This window comes from Chryseobacterium sp. OV279 (genome assembly GCF_900128945.1).
Lineage (GTDB): Bacteria > Bacteroidota > Bacteroidia > Flavobacteriales > Weeksellaceae > Chryseobacterium.
The window spans coordinates 1311847-1332907 of sequence record NZ_FQUD01000001.1; the positions used below are offsets into that span (position 1 = coordinate 1311847).

At 33.4% G+C, this 21061-nt stretch carries 18 protein-coding genes and 1 pseudogene; 17 read left to right on the forward strand and 2 right to left on the reverse strand.

Annotated features, from left to right (window positions below; all coding sequences use genetic code 11):
* Positions 1–21: 21 nt before the first annotated feature.
* Positions 22–507, forward strand: coding sequence for a hypothetical protein (locus BUA72_RS05910; protein WP_228407839.1), 486 nt, complete (start codon positions 22–24; stop codon positions 505–507).
* Positions 508–607: 100 nt separating this feature from the next.
* On the opposite strand, the gene BUA72_RS05915 is transcribed toward BUA72_RS05910, so the two are convergent.
* On the reverse strand, positions 608–1174 hold the full coding sequence (locus tag BUA72_RS05915) for a hypothetical protein (RefSeq protein WP_072922153.1): 567 nt from the start codon (positions 1172–1174) through the stop codon (positions 608–610).
* Positions 1175–1753: 579 nt separating this feature from the next.
* On the opposite strand from BUA72_RS05915, the gene BUA72_RS05920 reads away from it, so the two are divergent.
* The 11 genes and pseudogenes from BUA72_RS05920 to BUA72_RS05965 all read left to right on the forward strand — a co-directional run bounded on the left by BUA72_RS05920 (position 1754) and on the right by BUA72_RS05965 (position 11044).
* Complete coding sequence (locus BUA72_RS05920; RefSeq protein ID WP_262484392.1) at positions 1754–2215, forward strand: recombinase family protein; 462 nt, start codon at positions 1754–1756, stop codon at positions 2213–2215.
* 118 nt (positions 2216–2333) lie between these two features.
* Positions 2334–3176, forward strand: a complete 843-nt coding sequence (locus BUA72_RS05925) for a hypothetical protein (protein ID WP_072922154.1) — start codon at positions 2334–2336, stop codon at positions 3174–3176.
* A gap of 176 nt (positions 3177–3352) precedes the next feature.
* Entirely contained in the window at positions 3353–3973 is a 621-nt protein-coding gene (locus BUA72_RS05930) for a hypothetical protein (protein WP_072922155.1), read from the forward strand.
* A 328-nt stretch (positions 3974–4301) separates the two neighbouring features.
* Positions 4302–4388, forward strand: a pseudogene (locus tag BUA72_RS24805) (hypothetical protein); the annotation flags it as partial.
* 22 nt (positions 4389–4410) lie between these two features.
* Entirely contained in the window at positions 4411–5016 is a 606-nt protein-coding gene (locus BUA72_RS05935; RefSeq protein ID WP_072922156.1) for a hypothetical protein, read from the forward strand.
* A gap of 211 nt (positions 5017–5227) precedes the next feature.
* The gene (locus BUA72_RS05940) at positions 5228–6016 is read left to right on the forward strand and encodes a hypothetical protein (protein ID WP_072922157.1); all 789 of its coding nucleotides are present in this window, start codon (positions 5228–5230) and stop codon (positions 6014–6016) included.
* Between the two features lie 115 nt (positions 6017–6131).
* Positions 6132–7385 (forward strand): carbonic anhydrase family protein, encoded by a 1254-nt coding sequence (locus tag BUA72_RS05945; protein WP_072922158.1) that lies wholly within the window; start codon positions 6132–6134, stop codon positions 7383–7385.
* Between the two features lie 115 nt (positions 7386–7500).
* A complete protein-coding gene (locus BUA72_RS05950; RefSeq protein ID WP_072922159.1) occupies positions 7501–8217 on the forward strand; it encodes a hypothetical protein in 717 nt (238 codons plus the stop codon).
* Between the two features lie 36 nt (positions 8218–8253).
* Positions 8254–8898, forward strand: coding sequence for a hypothetical protein (locus BUA72_RS05955; RefSeq protein WP_072922160.1), 645 nt, complete (start codon positions 8254–8256; stop codon positions 8896–8898).
* Positions 8899–8989: 91 nt separating this feature from the next.
* Positions 8990–9691, forward strand: a complete 702-nt coding sequence (locus BUA72_RS05960) for a hypothetical protein (RefSeq protein WP_072922161.1) — start codon at positions 8990–8992, stop codon at positions 9689–9691.
* 108 nt (positions 9692–9799) lie between these two features.
* Positions 9800–11044, forward strand: a complete 1245-nt coding sequence (locus tag BUA72_RS05965) for an SMEK domain-containing protein (RefSeq protein ID WP_072922162.1) — start codon at positions 9800–9802, stop codon at positions 11042–11044.
* A gap of 729 nt (positions 11045–11773) precedes the next feature.
* Here the strand turns inward: BUA72_RS05965 and BUA72_RS05975 are convergent.
* Positions 11774–12700, reverse strand: a complete 927-nt coding sequence (locus BUA72_RS05975; protein WP_072922164.1) for a hypothetical protein — start codon at positions 12698–12700, stop codon at positions 11774–11776.
* A gap of 734 nt (positions 12701–13434) precedes the next feature.
* Here BUA72_RS05975 and BUA72_RS05980 point away from each other — a divergent pair.
* The 5 genes from BUA72_RS05980 (at position 13435) to BUA72_RS06000 (ending at position 21043) form a co-directional block, all read left to right on the forward strand.
* A complete protein-coding gene (locus BUA72_RS05980; protein ID WP_072922165.1) occupies positions 13435–14433 on the forward strand; it encodes a terpene synthase family protein in 999 nt (332 codons plus the stop codon).
* 59 nt (positions 14434–14492) lie between these two features.
* On the forward strand, positions 14493–15494 hold the full coding sequence (locus BUA72_RS05985) for a terpene synthase family protein (RefSeq protein ID WP_072922166.1): 1002 nt from the start codon (positions 14493–14495) through the stop codon (positions 15492–15494).
* A gap of 246 nt (positions 15495–15740) precedes the next feature.
* The gene (locus BUA72_RS05990; protein ID WP_047453875.1) at positions 15741–16286 is read left to right on the forward strand and encodes a hypothetical protein; all 546 of its coding nucleotides are present in this window, start codon (positions 15741–15743) and stop codon (positions 16284–16286) included.
* A 152-nt stretch (positions 16287–16438) separates the two neighbouring features.
* Positions 16439–17584: a 1-acyl-sn-glycerol-3-phosphate acyltransferase gene (locus tag BUA72_RS05995; protein ID WP_072922167.1), complete on the forward strand. Its 1146-nt coding sequence runs from the start codon at positions 16439–16441 to the stop codon at positions 17582–17584.
* A 663-nt stretch (positions 17585–18247) separates the two neighbouring features.
* A complete protein-coding gene (locus tag BUA72_RS06000; RefSeq protein ID WP_072922168.1) occupies positions 18248–21043 on the forward strand; it encodes a TonB-dependent receptor plug domain-containing protein in 2796 nt (931 codons plus the stop codon).
* Positions 21044–21061: the final 18 nt, after the last annotated feature.

Consider the following 21061-nt stretch of genomic DNA (forward strand, 5'->3'; position numbering starts at 1 on the left):
AAAAAACTCAAAAAAACCACGTTGAAACGCTTTTTAATCAAGCGTACAATTTACTATGTTCTTCCGAATGTATTCTTCAATTTCATTATCGCTTACGCCAGTTTTCAGGAATTAGGATACACCCACTTCTTTTCCGGAACCCAAAATATGGCCCGATTGACGCTACCCATGGCGATATTTTTACCGGTAGTTCTGACCATCGATATCATCAACAGGGTGATCATTGCTGCCGAGCAGGGCGCGATTGAATTTACAGTAGATGAGCAGCTCAATAAAAAGAAACTGATGACGAAACTGAGTATTCTGCACGGACTCACCACCGGATTACTGGTTTTGTCTGTCTTACTTTTTGCGCAGTTTGGTTATTCAAAATACTATAAGCTGGATGCTACGGCAATGGCGGTGCTTGTAGGTGTGCTGGCGGGAATTCTTTCTGTCATTTTTGTGTATCTGCCGGTGAGGAGATTGAGGAGATGGATGTACAGGAAGGTGGAAATAGTGATGTAAATCAGCTCTATTATTTCCCTATTTTAAGCTTATTAATTTAAATCTTCAGTTTCTCACTATACTGAAGATTATATTTTATGCAAAAGGAATCCCCCGTTAATTATTTAGCTGCTTGCATTGGTGGGGGTGGAAGCTGTTTTTGAGGTAGGTAATTGTTTATCTCATTTTGTTTGAGAATCTCTTTTTTTATAGATTCAAAATCAATAGTAAAATTAGCTGATTTCCCCAATTCATCTTGTTTATAAATTTTATCTTCAAGCAAAGTAATAATTCTATTAAAATCTGAATCCATAAAAGGTTGAATAAAGCAAAGCTTATCATTATTCTTCCCGACTTTGAATGTGATATAATTCCTGTTTCCGGCATAATAATGATTCTTTTCCAATTGTTTTTTCACGACAAAATCTTCCAATTTTTTTGAAGAGAGTTGATTAACCTGATCAATTTCATCTTTAGTCAGTTGGTATTTATAAAAAATAGTGTCTTTATATCTTTTTAAATAAACATGTAATATTCCATCTTTATCAATACTTGAATACGAATGGATAATGATAGTATTATCTGATTCGACATCGTAAGTAATGAGTTTAAAATCATTAAACTTTAATTTTTGAGCATTCAATAATACTCCAATAAATAAGACAATAAATAAAAGTTTTTTTTTCATATAGATTATTAATATTTATAAATGTAGCATAAAGAGAATATCTGGCAAGGTTCATATGAATCCGAAGATAGTATATAAAAATTTCCCCCAGCTGCTGCAAGCGTCTGTCTTTTCTTGCCGTACAAATTTAAACCAATTTCCAATGTTTCTCGTCTATCGCAATAAAAAATGATAGAAAGCATAAATAAGGTCTGAGAAAGTTTATTTCCCGGATCAGATTTCTTTTTGCTTTTATTGGAGTACGAGCTTCAGTAGACGATGAACCAATAAACTTTCGTTTTATATAGACTACGCCTATCAAAGAAAAAGTTGCACAAAAAAAAGAAAGTTAATCTAGGCTTAATAAATTCCTTTTAAATCGGTAGTATTTTGAGATGTTATAAGATGTGAGTTTTCGCATCTTATTTTTTTACATTGTTTTCTCAAAATCTCGTATCATTAAACAAAGTTTCATAAATTTATAATGTATGAGTTTAATGTGACAAAATATTAAAATAGGATATGCAAGGGTTTCGACCAAAGATCAAAATTTGGATTTACAAATTGAAGCGTTAGAAAAAGCAGGTTGTGAGAAAATTTATGAGGAGAAAATTTCTGGTGCAACAAAAAAATCGTTCCGAACTTGACAAGATGATAGAGCAATTCAGAAAAGATGACGAACTTTATGTTTGGAGATTGGACAGATTGGGAAGAAGTTTAAAACATATTATTGATATGGTTTTAAGTTTAAATGGTAAAGGCATTATTATAAAAGCTCTTACCGATGGTGTGGATACTTCCACTATTAATGGGCAACTTTTCTTAAATTTAATGGCTTCTTTAGCTGAATATGAAAGGGAATTGATAAAAGAAAGAACTAACGCAGGATTGCAATCTGCAAGAGCAAGAGGTAGAACTGGTGGAAGACCAAAAGGGTATGCAAAAGAAACAATTTCTAAGTTAATAATTATGCGATCTGTGTATAAAGATCCAACCAAGGCTCCGGAGGAGATTTACAAGCCACTTGGTTTGACTAGAGCAACATTTTATCGTTATGCTTAAATTCTTGATAATCATACGAATGAAGAAATAAAGAAAATGGTAATTAAAAAATAATATAATACGCCAATAGATTGCGTAGTAAGAATATATTTTTGATATATTAAAAAGTAAATTATAAATGTTGATTAATTGGAACAGTATAAATGACGGGCTTCGACCTGAAGCCGAAGAACCAGTTTTAATTGCTAAAGAACCTACTGAAGATTTAATTAATGATTGTAGAGTTGGTTCATTGATAATGCACAAAGATTCGGGGGAAGTAGGATGGTTTGTAGGAAATGAATGTGATGTAATTACATTATCTTCTAGAACATATTGGGCATATATAAATGAAAAGGCACTTTCTATTCCAGATACTGATGACGAAAAGATGCTTTCAAACTGCCTAAAGGAGTATATGTTAAAACTTCAATATTTTGAAAAAAAATTTCAGAAACTAAGTGAATGTATGATGACAAGTGGTAAAGGTACATATCCACTAGATTACTTTATTGCAGGAATTTTAAATAGAAGTCTTTCTCTCATTTATGGTTTTGATACTTTACTTAGATCTTCAAACTTTATTGGTGCTCTGCACTTGGTTAGACCATATCTTGACAATTATTTAAGACTTTCAGCCTCATGGTTAGTAGAAAATCCACATGATTTTGCCAAAGACGTTTGGGAAGGCTCTACCATAAGAAATATTAGAGATAGAGATGGAAAAAAAATGACCGATGCATATCTTAAGAAAAAGGCTACAGCAGAATTTTCATGGATAGAAAACGTATATAATGAGACATCAGGGTTTGTTCATTTCAGTAACAAGCACATAATGAATGCAACAACTTTATCTTCCGAAAAAGAAAGAACGCTTAGAACATTTATTGGAAAAATAGATAATAATGTCTCTTACCAATCTAAGATAGAGGCTGTGATCGGTATGATCGAAATTTCAAATTTCAAATTTAATATCAAGTAGAGTATACGGATGGATTGCAACAAAAAGAATAGAGGGATAGCAATACCAAGAGAAAATTATTAGATTTTTGCTTAGCCTAAAACCCTATTAACCTAATATTTATAAAAATCTCAAAACACGATATTATTAAAACTAAGAATTTGTATAAATTCTCTATCTATAACAAATATTTTAAAATGAAAGAAACTGATATCCAAGCATTCTCGAAAACTGATAATTTAAGATTATATATTATTGAGCATACCCTTCATATTGAGACTTTAGTATCTGAAGCAATTGAGCACTTATTGGGTATTGATTATAAGACTTCAAAATCTTTTGGATATGGTTCTTCAGCCTTATCTTTTAATCAAAAAATACAAATTATTCAAGATATTAAAGGAATAGAATCTGAAATGACGAAAAAACTTTCTTGTTTGATGAATATCCGAAATAAATTTGCTCACGTACAAGAAATTGATTCCTTTGAGAACTTATTTACTTTAACAAGTGTTGGCAAAGAGATTGAAAAACAATTAAGTAAATGGTACTCTCTCGATGAAAAGAAGGTGTCTGATGATGAACATAAATTTAGATTTTTTAAGCTCGCTGAAGAAATCACTTATATGTTGATTTTATTACAAGTTGAAACGAGAACAAAGAATAGAGTTCTCGAAATTGAAAAAGAATTTACAGAAGGAAATCTTAAATCATATGTTGAAGTAGTTTCTGAATTAGAAAACGCTAGTGAAATTCAATCCAAAGTATTTGCAAAAACTTCCGAAAAATTACCCCATTTGAAAATTGATAAAAAGTAGTAAAACAAAATCTCAAAAAACGATCAAGAGTTAAATTTGATTGAGATTGGAAGGCAGGCAGTATAAAATTGAAGAAAATTTTAGGTCATGGGAGTAATTTGAAGCAGATGATGTTGAATATACTAAAAAAGAGGAACAAAAGATTTTTACGTAGATATCAAAAACATTTAGTAATTTAGTTTGGGGTATTTCTTACAGTCCCTGCCGTCCACCATTAGCAAAGCTGATAAGCACTGTAATTAAATTTAATTGAGTAACTTTTGTTCCATACACAAAGGTAATGGTTGGTGGATGACATTTATCTGTTGTGGGTTAAAAGAAATATTCAATGGAATTACAAAATCATACAATCAATTTTTATAAGTTACAAGCTAAAAGGCTTAAAAGAGAACTTAATATTACGCACACAGATGCTTTAAATTTAGTAGCAAAGAATTATGGATTCTCCAATTGGATCGATTGTCAAAGGCGTATACGAATTACTGCAGAGTCTTCTGCGATTACAACGGTTCCACTTAATTTTACGAGCTGGTTGCTCAAACAAACAAACAAACAGGAATTCTCCTTTAGGAGATTTAGCTAGAGATGTGGAAAAAGACACTCAATGGCCATTATATAATGATCTGGAATCATATAATATGTATCTACATTCTAAAGATGTTTCCAATATCGTCTTTATTGTTTTGAAAAATGCATGGAAAAGTTTTACTGCTTATTTAAAAAGAAATGTAATCCCAAAAGAAAAAAAAGATTCTAAAACTTCTATAAGAAATTCTGATCCTAGAAGAATAACAATAGTGAAAAATATTAAACCTATTCACTTTGATAAAAGAACGACCGAAAAATTTAATGTCGGAGATAAAGCGTGGATATCATGGAATGGCAGAAAAGCTCTTCCAGTAACAATTACTGAAGTAACTGATCGTAATTACTCATTTAAGATTGAAAGACCATTAAAGAATAAAGGGAATATTCATTTTCTTTTTTTAGATGAAGTCCGTAGTACTCCGGAACTTGCATGTATTAATCATGTAACTTCGTAAATATGCTAAAGAATGAAAATAGTTTGAATATTTTCTAAATATCTTCTTTAATATTAAATCCTAACTTTAAAAGTTGGGATTTTTTATATATTCGGTAAGATAATTTTTTAATTTAAAGTACTCCCTGAAATTTCAAATTATCATTATAAAAATAATATATGCAAAAAGATTGCGCAGTATAATATTACTTTTGAGCATTATTTGAAATAAGATGAATAAAGAAGTAGAAAATCTGATTAATGAGATTTTAAGTGATTTTTACTTAAATACAAATGTAAAATATAAAATACACAATTCTGTAAACTTGTCGCTAGTTAGATATTTTAATTTTAGATTGAAATATATTGCAGTAGTCCCAAGAAAAATAATGATTTCGAAGGAACTTCTAAAATCAATTGAAAATAATAAAAGTTTAAATATTTTGTTTTTGATACAAATTTTTAATAAAGCGAGTAAAGGTCTGGATCTAAATCCATTTCAAAGTAAACAGTCTTTTAATAGTAATGTTCATGATAGTTTATTTAATGATTGGGGGATACACCACCTTCATATCTCACATGAGAAAGCTACTGATCAAGATTTCTTTAATAGAAGAACTGGACCACTATTATTTGTGAGATTTACTGATGATACGGCTTATTTTATAGATGTAAAACCTCATAATAATAAGAATGTTTGGAGTAATAGGGATTTTATTAGGATCTTAAAAAACAATTGGCCGGAAAGTATCGAAAGATTTGAAGCTGGCTTCAGAATTTATCCTGATTTAGATGACTCAGATATTGGTATTTTAAGAAATAAAGGATATTTATTCGGAATAAATGTGGATGATAAGTCTTATCTTTTGTTAGGACATGGACAAGCAACTTCCGGCGATAATATGATGGCAAGTAGGCTTGCAAATAATGTTTGGAGGTGGGTAGGAGAACATATAGAATTAATTCAAAACAATAAATCACTATTTAAAAAAAAATTAATAGAGCAACTTTATATGAATTAGTAAGAGGAAATATTCGAAACTATATAAACTATACAAAGGATTAAAAACCTTTAATTTACAGTAGATGAATAAGCAATCTTGCCTCTGCATAATACTACCAATAAATTTATAAACCATGAACAGCAATAATCCAAAAGAGAATACCAAAGGTTTACTATATTCGGCTTATCATAAACTTTATAGTGCTTTAAGCAGCTTGGAAAAATTTGAAAAAGGAATTAACTTCTTCGATAACATCTCTCACTTAGATAATTTTTTTTCTGAGTATAGGAATGTGACATTTATGTTGCAAAAGTCATTAGCACATACACAATTTCTCAAATTTTATGAAGAAAACAGACAAAAATATCTGCTTAACGATGTTTGTAAGTGGTTTATCGAAAAGCGCAACGAGGTTTTGAAACAACAACCATTTGATTTAGAGAAAAGAATACGAATTGTCGTGTATACTACTAATAACAATGTTGCTTTACCCGAATTGTCTTTTACAATAGAAAATGATGTAGAATTTTCTTCATTGATTGACTCAATGCAAAATTTTTTCATAAAATTTAATTTGATTGAAGTAATGTTTTCTGCTGAATTTTCATTTTATGAAAGGGGCAGTAATGACGAGCTGTATGACAATTTCATATCCGGTATTAATAACATGAAATTATTTATGAAGACAATGAAGGAAGCACTAAATGAAAATGATATACTGTCTGACCAACTTGAAAAAAAGATTGATGACATGAATTTTCACCGTATTCCTAAAAATATGCTGCTAACTGACGACTATGTATTTTATACTAGAGAAAACCGTTTTGAAAAAGCTTCAAGGGCAGAATTCAGCTTCGGACAAACTGATTTAAAAGTCCCTGTTACAAGTTTTGAAAAAATGTTTCCAGGATCGGAAGATTTATTTAGCAACTTCATAATGATGCACTTAGCCGTCTTTAAAATGCAAAAAATAATAATGCCAACTTGCTTTATTGTTTATAATGACGAGAAAATGAAATTTATGTCATTTGATAGCTCAATAAAAACTACTGTCTACAGAAAATTAAGTGAAATAGCAAATCGTATTGAAACAGAAGGAATTATTGAAGTTTTATATGTTGGTGAAATGTATCTGTATTCAAATAACGAAAATATTCTTAATTTGGAGAGCAGCGAGAGAATAAAGCATAAGCATTCGGAATCACTTGTATTCTTCAAAGCAAGCCATGATGAGTTAACAAACAGTTGCTATTTGTTTGATTCAGACAAGATAGATGATATGGAATATATAGTTTCTGTTTTACATCAAAAGGAGCCCATGAATAAAAATTTAGCATTTATGAATCCGGTAATCAATGAATTTAAGAGGCTAAACTTAAAAAAATAAATATTACCCTTTTTAAAATTAGTAATATGAAAAGGGTCATCTACAAATAATAAATGCTATTACGATTAATGCTTTCTAAACTTTTGAAAATAATTCTTAAATAAATATTATTAATATGGATATTAAACATGAGAAAATTACAGTGCAAAAATTAATTGATATGTATGAAGATATAAGATTTATCTTTTCAGATGCATTAAATATCGTTAAGTCATATGGATATGATGAAAATAAAGATTGTAGAACTGTCTTCTATAAGCTTGCAAGTCAAGCAACTCAAACAAATGTAATATTATTTCATTTAATCGGTGAACATTTTGGTGATATTGAACTTTGGAATTTGCAAAAATTTGCAGACGATGAAGTAAAGCAAAATTTCTTGAGAAATCAATTGGATTTTATTGTGTCTGATTTAAGAGAAAATTTATTTGTAAATATCTTTTTACGATTTGAAAACTTTATAAAACTAATAGCAAGAAGTCAAGGACTAAACGGTGAAAAGTTGAATAAATTGACAAAAGATTTAATTGATAAATTAGGAATAAATATTCAATACAAAGATTTAGTTGATTTAGTAACTTACATTAGAAATACTATCCACACAGAAGGATTTCATACGAAACCTGATGTTACAATTTCATACAAAGGACAAGATTTTGAACTGAAGCAAAATAATCCAGTTACATTCTATAATGAAGACTTTCTCCATTTTTTGATAAGTGAAATTAGTGAATTTGTGATGACAGTTATTAATACAAATGACATCAAATCTATTCCATTAATTGAGCACACTTATGTGGGATTGAATCATATTTATGATGACGAAATATGAATTTAGATAGTATTAATGAAATAATTACAAAAAAAAATGTTAATTCAAAACAACTTACAAGAAGAACTAACTACAATATCAAGAATTATTTTAAACGCAAAATCAAGTTTTGACGTAGTATTATTTTTGAATAATGATAATCATAAAAAAGCGAATTTAATAAATAAGGAAAAAATTTCAAGTGATTTTTTTAGGTTTGTAGAAGTGAATTTCTTTCGAATCACAATAATTGAATTATTTAAACTATTTAGTTCTAATAAGAATGATTATTACTCCTTTTATTCCTTAGGTACTAGATTTAATTCAGGACAGAAATATGATAAGCTAACTATTTCTAATGACACTCTTAAAAGTATACGTCTTTTGCTTAAACAATCAAAAAACAGTATTAAGAAGCTTATGGTTTTAAGAAATAAAGTTTACGCTCACAGTGATCAGGATTTCAAAAATTATATAGGAATAATGGATATCAAAGAAATTAATAATCTTATTTCAATTTCTAAAACAATATTTAATAATTTCTATTCCGAAACCTATAAAAAAGAGTTCTTTTTTGACTTCCCTCTTGGTACACCTCTTGACAATTTGGAGCACTTGTTTGAAAAAATTGAATTTTATAGTTCAAACTATGAAAGCGTGATGCTACAGCAGTACGATCAAATGAATAAAGCTATAAATTAGTGAATATTGATTATAAGTGATCAATATTCCTTGTCAAAAATATCTAAAAAAGATTTTATTTGTGACTTTTAAAAACTAATATTAAGCATTAATGGAGTTAAAACATAAATTAACTACGACACCTGAGCTATTTGAAATTTATAAATCTTTATATATAAAAATCAGTACTTCTTTTTATTCTATTAATCGCTATCAATATAACGATTGCAGAACTCATTTTTATAAAAGGCTAATCTCTGATATCGAAACAACAATGCTTTTAGTTGAGTTGTTAGCTACACACTACCCTTATATCCCTTCAATAGAAAAAATTGATTTTAAAAGCAATGAAGAGATGGCTTATTTTTTAAATTCAAAACTTAGTAATGTTACTAACAATATAAGAGAGAGCTTATTTCAACGAATATTTTTGAGATTTGAAGGATTTATTAGAACGATAGCAAAATACCAGAACTTAGAGGATCATAAACTACTCACTACTATTCAAAAACTTATTGAAAATTTACACATTAATACAAAATTCTTAGACTTTTCAAAACTATTACTTTACACTAGAAATACTATTCATTTTGAAGGATTTCAGACTAATTCCAGTGCTAGTATTTACTATAATGGAATAGAATACCAATTTATAAAAGATAAACCGTTAGCTTTTTATAATATTGAGTTTTTATCATTTTTAATTACAGAAATAGATTGCTTTATATTAGCAATCATAAATTCTGATTGTATTAACAAGGTAGATTTCATAGAGCATATATCAACTGGAATAACTCATAACTTTATAGATTAAAAAAATAATTTAATCCATAAAACAATTTACTGCCGCATTGATTGTAATTTCGAATAAAGACGAATTATCAACAAGCTACGTCAATAGCTTATTTTAAATAAAATTTTAATGATAAATACAGGAAAAAAACTAGAGGAAATAATCTCAATGCTTAATAATTTCCGGTCTGAAATAGGAGCTTTATCGAGCTTGGGTTTATTGAATATTAATAAACACGCTGAAAATTTTATTAAGCGAATTTTAAATCTTACATTCAATCTGGAGTTGGACAATTTAAATGATGGAAAATCTAACTACCCAGGTTTAGATTTAGGTGATACATATCAGAATATTGCATTTCAAATAACCGCTACTAAAACATCTGAAAAAATCGATGAGACACTTAAAACATGTTTAAAATTTAAACATTACGAAGTATTTTCGACAATAAAAGTTTTCATTCTTACTTCAAAGCAAACATCGTATACAATAAAAACGAATACAGAGCCACATTTCTTATTTTCTTTTGCTAAAAATATTATTGATTTTGATGACTTATTCAAGACTATTGAACATCTTGATCCTATAAAGATGAACGCTTTATTTGAGTATTTAAAAATTGAACTTAAACAAACTGTAGACGCTTTACATGGGAATGATATTGAATTAAATGAATGCTTATTAGAGACGGTTAAAACTAGAGATCAGCTAGGTTTAAATAATCATTGTCACTGGCAAGCAAATCTTAAATTAATTTCGGAAAAAATTTCAGTTCCTGAGATTCATAGACGGCTAAATGAATTTTTGCCAAATGCCGCTACAAAAAACATGTACTTAGCGACGTTTAATGAAATATTACGAAAAAGCCATTCACGTACAGAAATTGCATACGAAAGTAATCCTGAAGGAACACATGATGAAAATTACTACTACGGAAATGCGCTACAAATCAGGGAGTCTTCAATTTCAATTGAGAGAGTAAATTATACCGATCGGGAAATTTTTCTTAATCTTCTACCAGAAATGATTTCTTTGATAACAAGCATTTTATTTTTTGCAAAATATGCTAAAGGAAACTTTGAAATAGAGATCACCATTCAGTTTGAATCTAACACTACATTATATTTTAATCCTGTCCGTTCACTTGTTCATGAACAAGTTTTCAATACCTTTATTTTGGATAGTCCATTTAATTTAGCTTTAAGTATTTCTGATGTCCACGTAGAAACCCTAACTGATTTACTTCAGAAGATTATGGATGCTTTTATCGCAAAAGGAACAAGTATTATATCTTCAAATCCATTTTTTGAAGTAAAACGTGACACAACGGGATTTGTAATCGGAAATATAAAATCTGCCTTGGATGTACAGTAATAACAGTAAATAAAAGTTCCTAAAACAGCAGTTTTGACTTCCGTTGATAACACTGGACAGCTTTTTCTTAATAAAATTTCTTAAAATTATCGTTATTAGATAAAAAATGGCAGTGTTAAAAATCAATTGATAAATCTCAAAAAACGATAAATATATTGGGAAATCCTTACATGACCTGCGTGTATTTCAACGACAATGTAAATTGAAAAGCTCTGTATCTGAACAATAAAAATAAACTTTTTGAAGTTGGCTTTGCCTTTGAAAAGAGAGGAGTATCTCTTCCCAATTCCCTCTACCCATTCCGAAAGTCTCTCGATCTACTTCCCCAACCGTCTCCATCCACTTCCGAAGCCCCTCCAGCCCGTTATGCAAGTGGCTTTATCCAGTTAGGTAAGGGCCAAAAGCTAGTTACCTAACCCCTTCAAGGCCCTTCTGAAGTGTCTCTACCCCGTTGTATAAGTATCTCCAGGCTCTTCCGAAGGGCGTAGACCCCCTTACCCAACCCCCTGAACCCCCTTAGGTAAGGGGGGGATAATTTATTAACGGGATTTTTTGCAAATATGAAGAAAGCCCGCAAAATCGTATGTAAACATGAGAATAGGAGAGAGGCTCTTTGCTCTCGGGTTCAAACGATATTAAAATGTTCAACCGAACTCCTGAAAAAAGGAAAACCAACTTGTAAAAGTTGGTTTTTTATCGTCCGTACAGAATTTGAATCCATTTTGAAATCTAAAATTTCTGTGCAGGTTGTATCGTTAATGTGTCGTCTTTCCTGAAAAACAAGAGCCAGATCCAGACAAAAAATGCCAGTATAAAAGAAATAATAATACTCTGATAAAAGAAGTCTTTGGCGTCGTCGTTGGTTTGAAACTCCCCAATGGCCTGATTGATCGTTAAACCCTGTTTTACCAGTAAGGTAATGACCGTAGTAACGTTGGCAAGAAGGATGCTTATGATGTTTGTCAGAACAATAATATACCTGGTGAGTTTTCCTTGCAGTCCTTTGAAATAATCATAGCCTAAAATTGCGAAAATGGCGATGACGAATGCCATTCCGGAGGCCAGTCTTTCAAAATAAACAGCACACAAAACCCAAAGGATAATTCCCGGAACTGAAAAAAGAAGGGCACCTGAAAATCCTGTCAGATAATTTTTTTCTTTTGCAATTCTTTCTTTTTCAATGTCGTGGAATCTACGTTCCTCCTGGCTGAAACAGGAGTCACACAGTATAATACCCATGTCGTTCAGGTCGTAATAGTTGATCCTTTGATCTTTCCCACAGCTATGACATTGGTTTTGCTCTGGTAGGTTGAGCTTTTTAAGCAGATCCACCAAAAAGTCGAGCAAAGCATAAACCGTCTTAAGCTGAGTAAGCGTTACGTTTTCAACGAATTTAAAGAAAATCACACGGTTGCTGATTTCAAAGTCGGTAAACTTTAATTTTCTTTTGTTGTTGGTTAATTCTGTTTTGAGGTGCAGTTCTTGTTCTTCTGTTAAGCTGCCGGTGGTTGCCGTTACCAGTTTGAATTGAGGTGTAGTCATTAAACTTGCATCTGAAACGTTGAAAAAGTATCCTTTGTAAAGTCCAAATACACTGTCCTTTGTTTTATACCAGCCAAGGTCTTTCGCTATTTTTTTTGCCTTTGGAAAAATCATTTGTAATCTTTTAATGTATGAGTGGTCTTACAGGTTTAAAGCTGCTGTGAAATGGCAGATCCTCTCGTTGGAATGAGCGTCACACTCGCTGCCGATTTTTGCATGGCAAATTTAAATTTATTTTCTAATTCATCATCATTATAGAATGTCTAAACTGATGAATATCATCAACGGAAGAAAGGTTTCTTCAGAAAATGTGTTGATTCTCTGTGATCTCAACTGTTTTTTGCTAAACAATGGAGTGTTAAAAAGTGACAAAAAATCAAAAAAACGGGTATTTCCAGCTTTAATTAATTTTTTGTTTCACCTAAAAAGCTTATAAATAATGGGATATCAAATGGTTATTGCGTATGATTTCAAACTTGTGTGAAATAAAATTGAATCGTGTGGTATTTTTTTTTATTTTCATTACTCAAAACTAATACTCTAAAAACATTAACCATAAAACCAAAATCTATGAAAATTTTTCTTAAAAATTGGATAATCAACTAATCTTGATATTCGACTTCATAAGTATATAAAATAGACATGGCAATTTGAAACGGATGAGCCATCTTATATCAATCCTGCGCAATTTCGTATCTGATTTATGATCAGGTTGGGATTTAAATTCCCCCAAAATGTTTTCTGTATTCTGCTGTTCCATTTTTTCTATACCGTTGACCAGCTATCCATTTTAACGTCTCATCTTAAAAATAACATAATCCTATGTAAAATTAATAAAACCATAAACCATGAACACACTTGAACTACTCAACAAAAAATTTAATTACCCGTTCCCGACATTAAAGAACCCCCATGCAGACCAGTTGCAGGAAATTACTGAAAACCAATGGATAGACGGGGAGTATCTGTGGCTCTATGAGCAGAACCCAGATCTTCGTAAAAAGTATAAGAAAACCAAAACGGCCCATATTGCTGCTCAGTGGTTTCCAACTGCATCACTTGAACGTTTTAAGCCTATTTGCAGACTGATGTTGTGGACGTTGTACAATGATGATCTTTATGAGGAAAGCGTATCCGATGATATTAGAAAAATACACACCCAATCGGTTGCAGTTCTCAATGGTGAAATAAGCGCTGCAGAATCTACCATACCATTGGGAGCTATGCTGGCCTCATTAAGGCAGGAGTTGCTTCAGTTTATTCCTGAGGAATCTATCGTCAGGTTTACAAAGATGATCAGCAGATATTTTACCGGACTGGAGACTGAGCTTACTTACAAGGAAAAAAAAATGTTTCCGACCATAGAAGAATGCATTGCATTAAGAGAAAACTCAATCTGCCTGTACCCCTTTCTTCAACTTACAGAGGTGGAAACGGGAATCATTTTACCACCTGAAATCCATGAGCATCCGGTGATCTGCCGTCTGCAGACCCTGGCCTGTCATCTGGTTACCTATTTCAACGAAGTGCAGTCAGTTGTGAAAGACGAGGCAACGGACAGTGTGTATTACAATATTGTGAAAGTCATCCAGCACGAACGTCAGATTTCCCTGGAAGATGCCTGCCTGGAAGATCTGCGTCTCCATAATGAAGATCTGAAAGAGTTTGTAGCCCTGCAGGCTTCTTTACCGGATTTTGGGATCTGGCAGGATGCGGTTGTCAATTGGGTCCATTACATGAGCATGGTTCTGAGCGGATGGAAAAACATCTCTACCAAACTTGGCCGTTACAATGCCATGGAATTTCCGGAAGCCAGAGAACTGAAAGAAAAGCTGAACCAAATATAAAAAAGACTTTAAAGAGGAATACACTTATAACTAATCTACAAACTTAAAACTTAAACAAGATGAAACCGGAAGAATATAATTCAAAAGACTATCTGCCCCGTGGTCATTATCCATGGCCAGACCTTATCAATCCGCATGCAGAACAGATGGGAAAAGATATGGATGGATGGATCGACAATGACTACACTTTCCTGACGGAAAAACAACGAAAAACGTACAAAAGAATGAGGCTTCATATGTGCACCGCGCGTATGTGGCCGGACTTAACCTATGAGCAGACTATTCCCTGTAACAGATTTATGCTTCAGTACGTGGCTCTTGATGATCAGGTGGAAAATTCCTCGCTGGAGGAAATCCAACAGCTACGGACCCGTTGTGTAGACATTCTAAGAGGAGCAGAGCCAAAACCGGAAGAAAATGCACTTTATCAGCATATGGCGTTGATCAGAGATGAATTCCGTGCTTTGATGCCCGATATATGGGTTGAACGCTTTATTTATTATTTTTATCAATCTTTCAGATATGGAATCGAATTGGAGTATCCTTATAAAATAGCCCAACGTCCTCCATCACTCACGCTTTTCAAAACCATTCGTGAATATTCTGTTCTCATGCGCCCCTATCTGATCTTGGGTGAGATTGAATCAGGTCTTATACTTCCCGAACATATTTTTGAGCATATTGTCGTTCAGAAAATGATATCTCATTTAACCCTGGTTGTTGCGTGGCAGAATGATATTCACTCTCTGCCGAAAGAAATGGCGAAGGGAACAGAAGTTTTCAACCTGGTTTTTGTATTGCAGCAAGAATATAATCTCTCACTCAAGGATGCCTGCGAACAGGCATTTCAAATCCATAATGAAGAATTGGCCAAAGTACTTGCCTTACATGCTGAGTACCGCGAGTTCGGTGAATATCAGGAACACGTAGACAAATTTGTGTATTACGCGGGAGTTGGACTTCAGGGAGTGAATTCTTTTTATCTGGAAACTGAAAGATACCAGCATGGAGGAGTGGGATTTGCCTGGCCGGAAATCAGTAATGATATGAAAACGATTTAAAATTGATAAAAAAATAAAAACCATGAAAGAAGAATTAATGGTTCCAAAATGTGATAACCTTTTTGTTTGAAAATAATCTTGAGTATTTTATAATTACAACCAGAGACAGCAAAGGCGTAAAGTTTTTGCTGTTTTTATTTTCCCTTGATGAATTCATCCTGAAAAACGAAACCCTAGTAAATTACGTTCCCGGAATCAATACAATATTTTAAAAAACTTATCTTCGCATCTTATAAACTTGATGATATGAAAAAAATAGTAATCCTTGCCTCAGTAGCCCTCATCCTAAATTCATGCGTTGTATCCACCGCTGCCAAAGTGGTAAAAGGAGCCGTTAATGTAAGCTACAAAGCGGTAAAAGGAACTGTCAACGGGATCAGCTGGGCCGTAAGCAAAGCCAAAGGAAAAATAGATGAAGACCGTGTGGATGGGACCTGGAAAGTAGTAGGGGCGTACAAAGGATCTTTTGAAGACTTTACGAATGATCAGAATCCGGAAAGCTCTTTTACTTCAGACTGTGCGGAAGGTTTCGATCAGATTATTTTCAAAGCCAAAAAATCCAAATTCAAACCGGTACACTGCAGTGCTGAAAAAGAAGACTGGGTAAAATATTCAATGGAATTCGGGAAAAATCCTGTGACCAAAGAAAAGGAAAACTATATTGAGTACAATTCCAATAATTATATTTCAGTAATTGATGTCAACAACAAAACCATGGTACTGGAAGGAAATCTGATGCCTAAACTGGCATTTTCCGGGGCTAAATTATATCTGTTGGAAAAAGTAAAATAGAAAAGCGGAACATTATTCTTCTTGAATTCTGATAAACAGAAAACCTTTCCGTTAAACTTAAACGTAAATCATAATACTTTAACAAACATTGTAACCTATCCTCGATAAATTTTTGTTCTTTTGCAAAATAGTTTTAATTTTTAAATAATTGCATGTCGAAGTTCGATGAAATCAGGCCTTTCTATGATAGTGAAGTGAATGAAGCATTACGGGGAATAGCCCGTGATCCTATGATGAAAGCGCTGATGGGTTTCACCTTTCCTGATGTTGATAAACAGGTTTGGCGTGAACAGTTTAAAAATATTCATTCTACAAGTGATTTCCAGCACAATTTTATTGCCCACACCATTCGTCAGATTCTGGCGAAGAGCTCGGAAGGTTTAACGACTTCCGGGTTTGATCAGCTGGATAAAAACACTCCTTATCTTTTCGTTTCCAATCACCGGGATATTGTTTTGGATACTTCGCTGTTGAATCTGGTATTGCTGGAAAAGGAATTTATCATGACCTCTTCCGCGATCGGGGACAATCTTGTTCAAAAAACATTTTTACATGTACTGGCCAAACTGAACCGTAACTTTTTAGTTCAGAGAGGATTGCCGATCCGTGAACAGCTTAAGAGTTCCCAGATCATGTCCGAGTATATCGAGCAGCTTTTACACGTTGAAAAACGCTCCGTTTGGATTGCCCAGCGTGAAGGCCGTACCAAAGACGGAAATGATGCTACCCAACAGGGCGTCCTGAAAATGCTTGCCATGGCAGCCGGAGATCTTTCTCTGACCGATTATTTTAAAACACTCAAAATCGTTCCTATATCCATCTCTTATGAATATGATCCTACCGATTCCTTAAAAATGCCTCAGCTTCTGGCCAAACACCGGGATGAAGAGTATGTTAAAGGGAAAGATGAAGATTTTATGACCATGTTGAGTGGCGTATTGGGACAAAAGAAAAGAATTCATCTGCATGCCGGTACTGTACTGGATAAAGAACTGGATGATATTGCGGTGAACTTTGAAAACAAAAATAAGCAGCTGCAGGCGATTGCCCAGATCATTGACGACTCAATTATACAAAACTATAAGCTTTGGCCGACCAAGTTTATTGCCTATGACCTGCTTCATCAGACTGATACCTACGCATCAGAATATACGGAACAGGAAAAGCAATTGTTTGTGCGCAGACTTGATATGCGCATCGACCCTTGTGATGCCGTTTCAAAAGAATTTTTCTTAGCGATGTACGCTAATCCTCTGATCAATAAAATGAAGTATGAGGGGAATTCTTCAATAGATTAGACATTCAAAAAGCTTTTACATTTTTTGGTAAGGAAATCTCTCGCAGATTTCCCGGATTGCACAGATTTTATTGCTGGAAATATAAAAATCTCTGATTTTTTTTAAGCTTATGTAAACTTTATACATTAAGCTTTTAACTTAAAAAATAACTTAAGTGTTTAAAAACTTTTGTGCCTTTTGTGGTTGGTATTTTTTAACCACTGATTGCACTGATTTTCACAGATGTTTGAGGTTATTTTCTATTTGTCATTATAAAAATCGATGATTTTTGAAAGAACTTATGTGATCTTCCTGTTCGCAAAGCTTTTACTTAAAAGTAACTTAAGTGGTACGAAACTTTTGTGCCTTTTGTGGTTAAAAAAAGGTGATGAATGTTTAAACGATTAAGATTCATTTTAAGAATATTAAGGAAAACTTCGCTGTTAGCAATACAGCTTAAAAAAATCTTTTGATTTTTCTTAATGTTCCTTACCTCCTTCACTAATCTTAATGTTTCAAAAAATATTTCACTGTCAATTTGTACAGAATTGGAATGTGTTCCATTTAAATAATTCACTTTTTAAAAACAAGCAAAATGATTTATATCAATTATTTTAAATTATTCTAAATAAAATTAGCAAAGCTGTTTTGAGGCTCCTAACTTTGCCGGAAGAATAATGCTTGATGTTAAATAATGTTTCAAAATTTACTTTTAAATTCCAATTTTTCAGTTTTCTTTTCTTCTTTCTTACCCTTTCTACGTTCAAATCACAGGACAGAAGTGTGACCATTACTTTTGAGGTTAAAGACCATACTTTTGGATCTGTCCAGGGTTCGGAAATCCAAATACAGTCGGATGAAAACCAATATAAAATTTTCACTAATGATAAAGGGATAGCCGTACTTCAAGCAGTTCCGGGCAGTTATAAAGTGGAAATCCGAAAGAATAACAATCTTGGATATTCCAATACAATAACAGTTACTAAAGCGGAAACTTTTACCGCTTATCTCACCGAAAAGATCAACAGTATCGAAGAAGTGGTGATTACTGCCAAAGAAGGGAAGGGCCTGACTTCATCGTCTATAATCAGTCAGCGGGCGATGCAGCACCTTCAGCCTTCGAGTTTTACCGACCTTTTGGAACTGCTTCCCGGTGGAAGATCCGGTGATCCGGTTTTGAACCAGGTCAATAAAATCCATCTCCGGGAAACGGGAAATCCGGGAAGTGATTATAATACTTCATCTATGGGAACGACGTTTCTGGTGGATGGTGCTCCATTGAATTCAGGGGCAAACCTTCAATATACCTACGATTTTTTAGATAAAAGCAATACCGGTCTGAAAAGAAGGCTGAATATCACAAGCGGTGTGGATATGCGGAGTATTTCTACCGATCAGATCGAAAGTGTGGAAATACTGCGGGGAATTCCTTCTGTGGTCTATGGAAACCTGACCTCAGGAATTGTAAAGATCACCAATAAATCAGGATACTCCAAGTGGAAAGCACGATTTAAAGCAGATGGTTACAGCAAACTTTTCGCACTAAGCAAAGGTTTTGAAAACAAAGAAGGTGACCTGAAAATTAATACCGGTCTGGATTATCTGGATGCGAAATCTGACCCAAGAGACAGACTTGAAAACTACAAAAGAATCACTGCGAATCTGGCGGTTTCCAAAGACAAAAAATATGACAAAGGAACTTTCAGGTGGCAGTCTCATCTGAGCTACAATGGTTCTCTCGACGGTTCAAAGTCTGATCCTGATGTAGATTTGTCTGAACTGAATTCTTATGAAGTGAATAATCATATGTTCAGTTTGTCTAATTTGATCAGTTACACGAAAACGGAACCTTCATTTTACCGGTCCACAGAAGTTCAGGCGACGGTGAATCAAAGATTTGATAAAATAAAACAGACCAAATTTATCCAGCTTGAAAATGCAATGGCTTTTCCCTTATCCAGAACGGAAGGGGAGTATGATGGCTATTATCCGCAGGCTCAATACATTTCGGATTATCAGGTAGACGGGAAACCTCTTGATGTATTTGTTAAGATGGTAAACAATTTCCAGCTTGACTATAAGTGGCTTAAAAATGAATTCAATACAGGTTTCGACTGGCAGCTAAGTAAAAACTGGGGTGGAGGACAGCAGTTCGACATATACAGACCTATTGACCCAAAATCTACGTTCAGACCGCGTGCTTACCGCGATGTTCCGGCTTACAGTACGGCAGCCTTATTTCTGGAATCCATCAGTACGGTGGATCTGGGTACAAATAAGCTGACGGTGGCATTGGGAATAAGAGGAAACTCGATGCAGAATCTTCCTTCCAATTTTACAATGAACGGAAAAGTATATGCCGATCCGAGAGCCAATCTTCAGTGGGAATTTCCTTCATTTCAAATGGCCAATAAAAAAGCGCAGATCGCTCTAACGCTGGGTTATGGAAAACAAAGTCTCTTTCCGGATCTGAACCTTTTGTACCCGGAACTGGTTTACAAAGATGTTCAGCAGCTGAATTATTTCCACAACAACGCGAATTATAGAAGGGTGAATTATAAAACCATGATCTATAATCCCCAGAACCCTGAAATAGAACCTGCCGTGAACGAAAAGTTTGAAGCAAGGATGGATTTCAGTCTGGGACTACACCAGTTATCGGTGACGGTTTTTAAAGAAAATATGGACAATGCTTTCCGTTCTATGAATCAGTATGCGGGATATCAGTATAAAAAATATGACACATCAGGTCTTAATCATGATGGAATGACTGCGCCACCGGATGTGAATACGCTTCCTTATAAGACGGTCAATGAAAACTTTCTCTACACAACCCATCGAAATGGAAGCAGAATAGATAAAGAAGGAATAGAGTTTCAATATTCCTCCAACCGTATTCCGGTGATCAATACCCGTTTTACGCTGAATGGGGCATGGTTCCGCACAAAATACGGAAACAGTATGCCGGTATACAGAACCAGAGATTTAACCATCAACGGAAGACCTTATCCTTACCTCGGACTGTACGAAGGCATGGAACCGAATTCCGCCAATGAAGTACTGAATACCAATCTTATGCTGGATACGTATATTCCAAAGCTTGATCTTGTATTTTCATCGTCTTTTCAGTTTTCATGGTATTCGATGAGGAAACTGTCTCCTATGAACGGCGTTCCCAGCCATTATGTAGATCAGAACGGGAATATATTTCCATTCAATCCGGAAGCAGTTCAGGGAACCATTCTTGAAAGTTTAATTATTGCTCAGAATAACGATCTCTATAATACCACCAGAAGACCAATAGAAATGAATCTTAATCTGAAAGTCACCAAAAGCTTCAGAAATAAAGCCATTGTGGTTTCCATGTTTGCGAGCAGGCTGCTCAGTTATTACGCACCTTATTCGGTGAATGGAGTGACCATCAACAGAAAAGGAGCTCAGGATCCCTACTTCGGCATGGAGATCAATTTCAATTTATAAACAAATTCAATTCAATAC

Coding starts and splice junctions, on each gene's coding strand:
- BUA72_RS05915 (WP_072922153.1), bottom strand. CDS start 1,174: ATGAAAAAAAAACTTTTATTTATTGTCTTATTTATTGGAGTATTATTG.
- BUA72_RS05920 (WP_262484392.1), top strand. CDS start 1,754: ATGAGGAGAAAATTTCTGGTGCAACAAAAAAATCGTTCCGAACTTGAC.
- BUA72_RS05925 (WP_072922154.1), top strand. CDS start 2,334: ATGTTGATTAATTGGAACAGTATAAATGACGGGCTTCGACCTGAAGCC.
- BUA72_RS05930 (WP_072922155.1), top strand. CDS start 3,353: ATGAAAGAAACTGATATCCAAGCATTCTCGAAAACTGATAATTTAAGA.
- BUA72_RS05935 (WP_072922156.1), top strand. CDS start 4,411: ATGGATTCTCCAATTGGATCGATTGTCAAAGGCGTATACGAATTACTG.
- BUA72_RS05940 (WP_072922157.1), top strand. CDS start 5,228: ATGAATAAAGAAGTAGAAAATCTGATTAATGAGATTTTAAGTGATTTT.
- BUA72_RS05945 (WP_072922158.1), top strand. CDS start 6,132: ATGAACAGCAATAATCCAAAAGAGAATACCAAAGGTTTACTATATTCG.
- BUA72_RS05950 (WP_072922159.1), top strand. CDS start 7,501: ATGGATATTAAACATGAGAAAATTACAGTGCAAAAATTAATTGATATG.
- BUA72_RS05955 (WP_072922160.1), top strand. CDS start 8,254: ATGTTAATTCAAAACAACTTACAAGAAGAACTAACTACAATATCAAGA.
- BUA72_RS05960 (WP_072922161.1), top strand. CDS start 8,990: ATGGAGTTAAAACATAAATTAACTACGACACCTGAGCTATTTGAAATT.
- BUA72_RS05965 (WP_072922162.1), top strand. CDS start 9,800: ATGATAAATACAGGAAAAAAACTAGAGGAAATAATCTCAATGCTTAAT.
- BUA72_RS05975 (WP_072922164.1), bottom strand. CDS start 12,700: ATGATTTTTCCAAAGGCAAAAAAAATAGCGAAAGACCTTGGCTGGTAT.
- BUA72_RS05980 (WP_072922165.1), top strand. CDS start 13,435: ATGAACACACTTGAACTACTCAACAAAAAATTTAATTACCCGTTCCCG.
- BUA72_RS05985 (WP_072922166.1), top strand. CDS start 14,493: ATGAAACCGGAAGAATATAATTCAAAAGACTATCTGCCCCGTGGTCAT.
- BUA72_RS05990 (WP_047453875.1), top strand. CDS start 15,741: ATGAAAAAAATAGTAATCCTTGCCTCAGTAGCCCTCATCCTAAATTCA.
- BUA72_RS05995 (WP_072922167.1), top strand. CDS start 16,439: ATGTCGAAGTTCGATGAAATCAGGCCTTTCTATGATAGTGAAGTGAAT.
- BUA72_RS06000 (WP_072922168.1), top strand. CDS start 18,248: ATGTTAAATAATGTTTCAAAATTTACTTTTAAATTCCAATTTTTCAGT.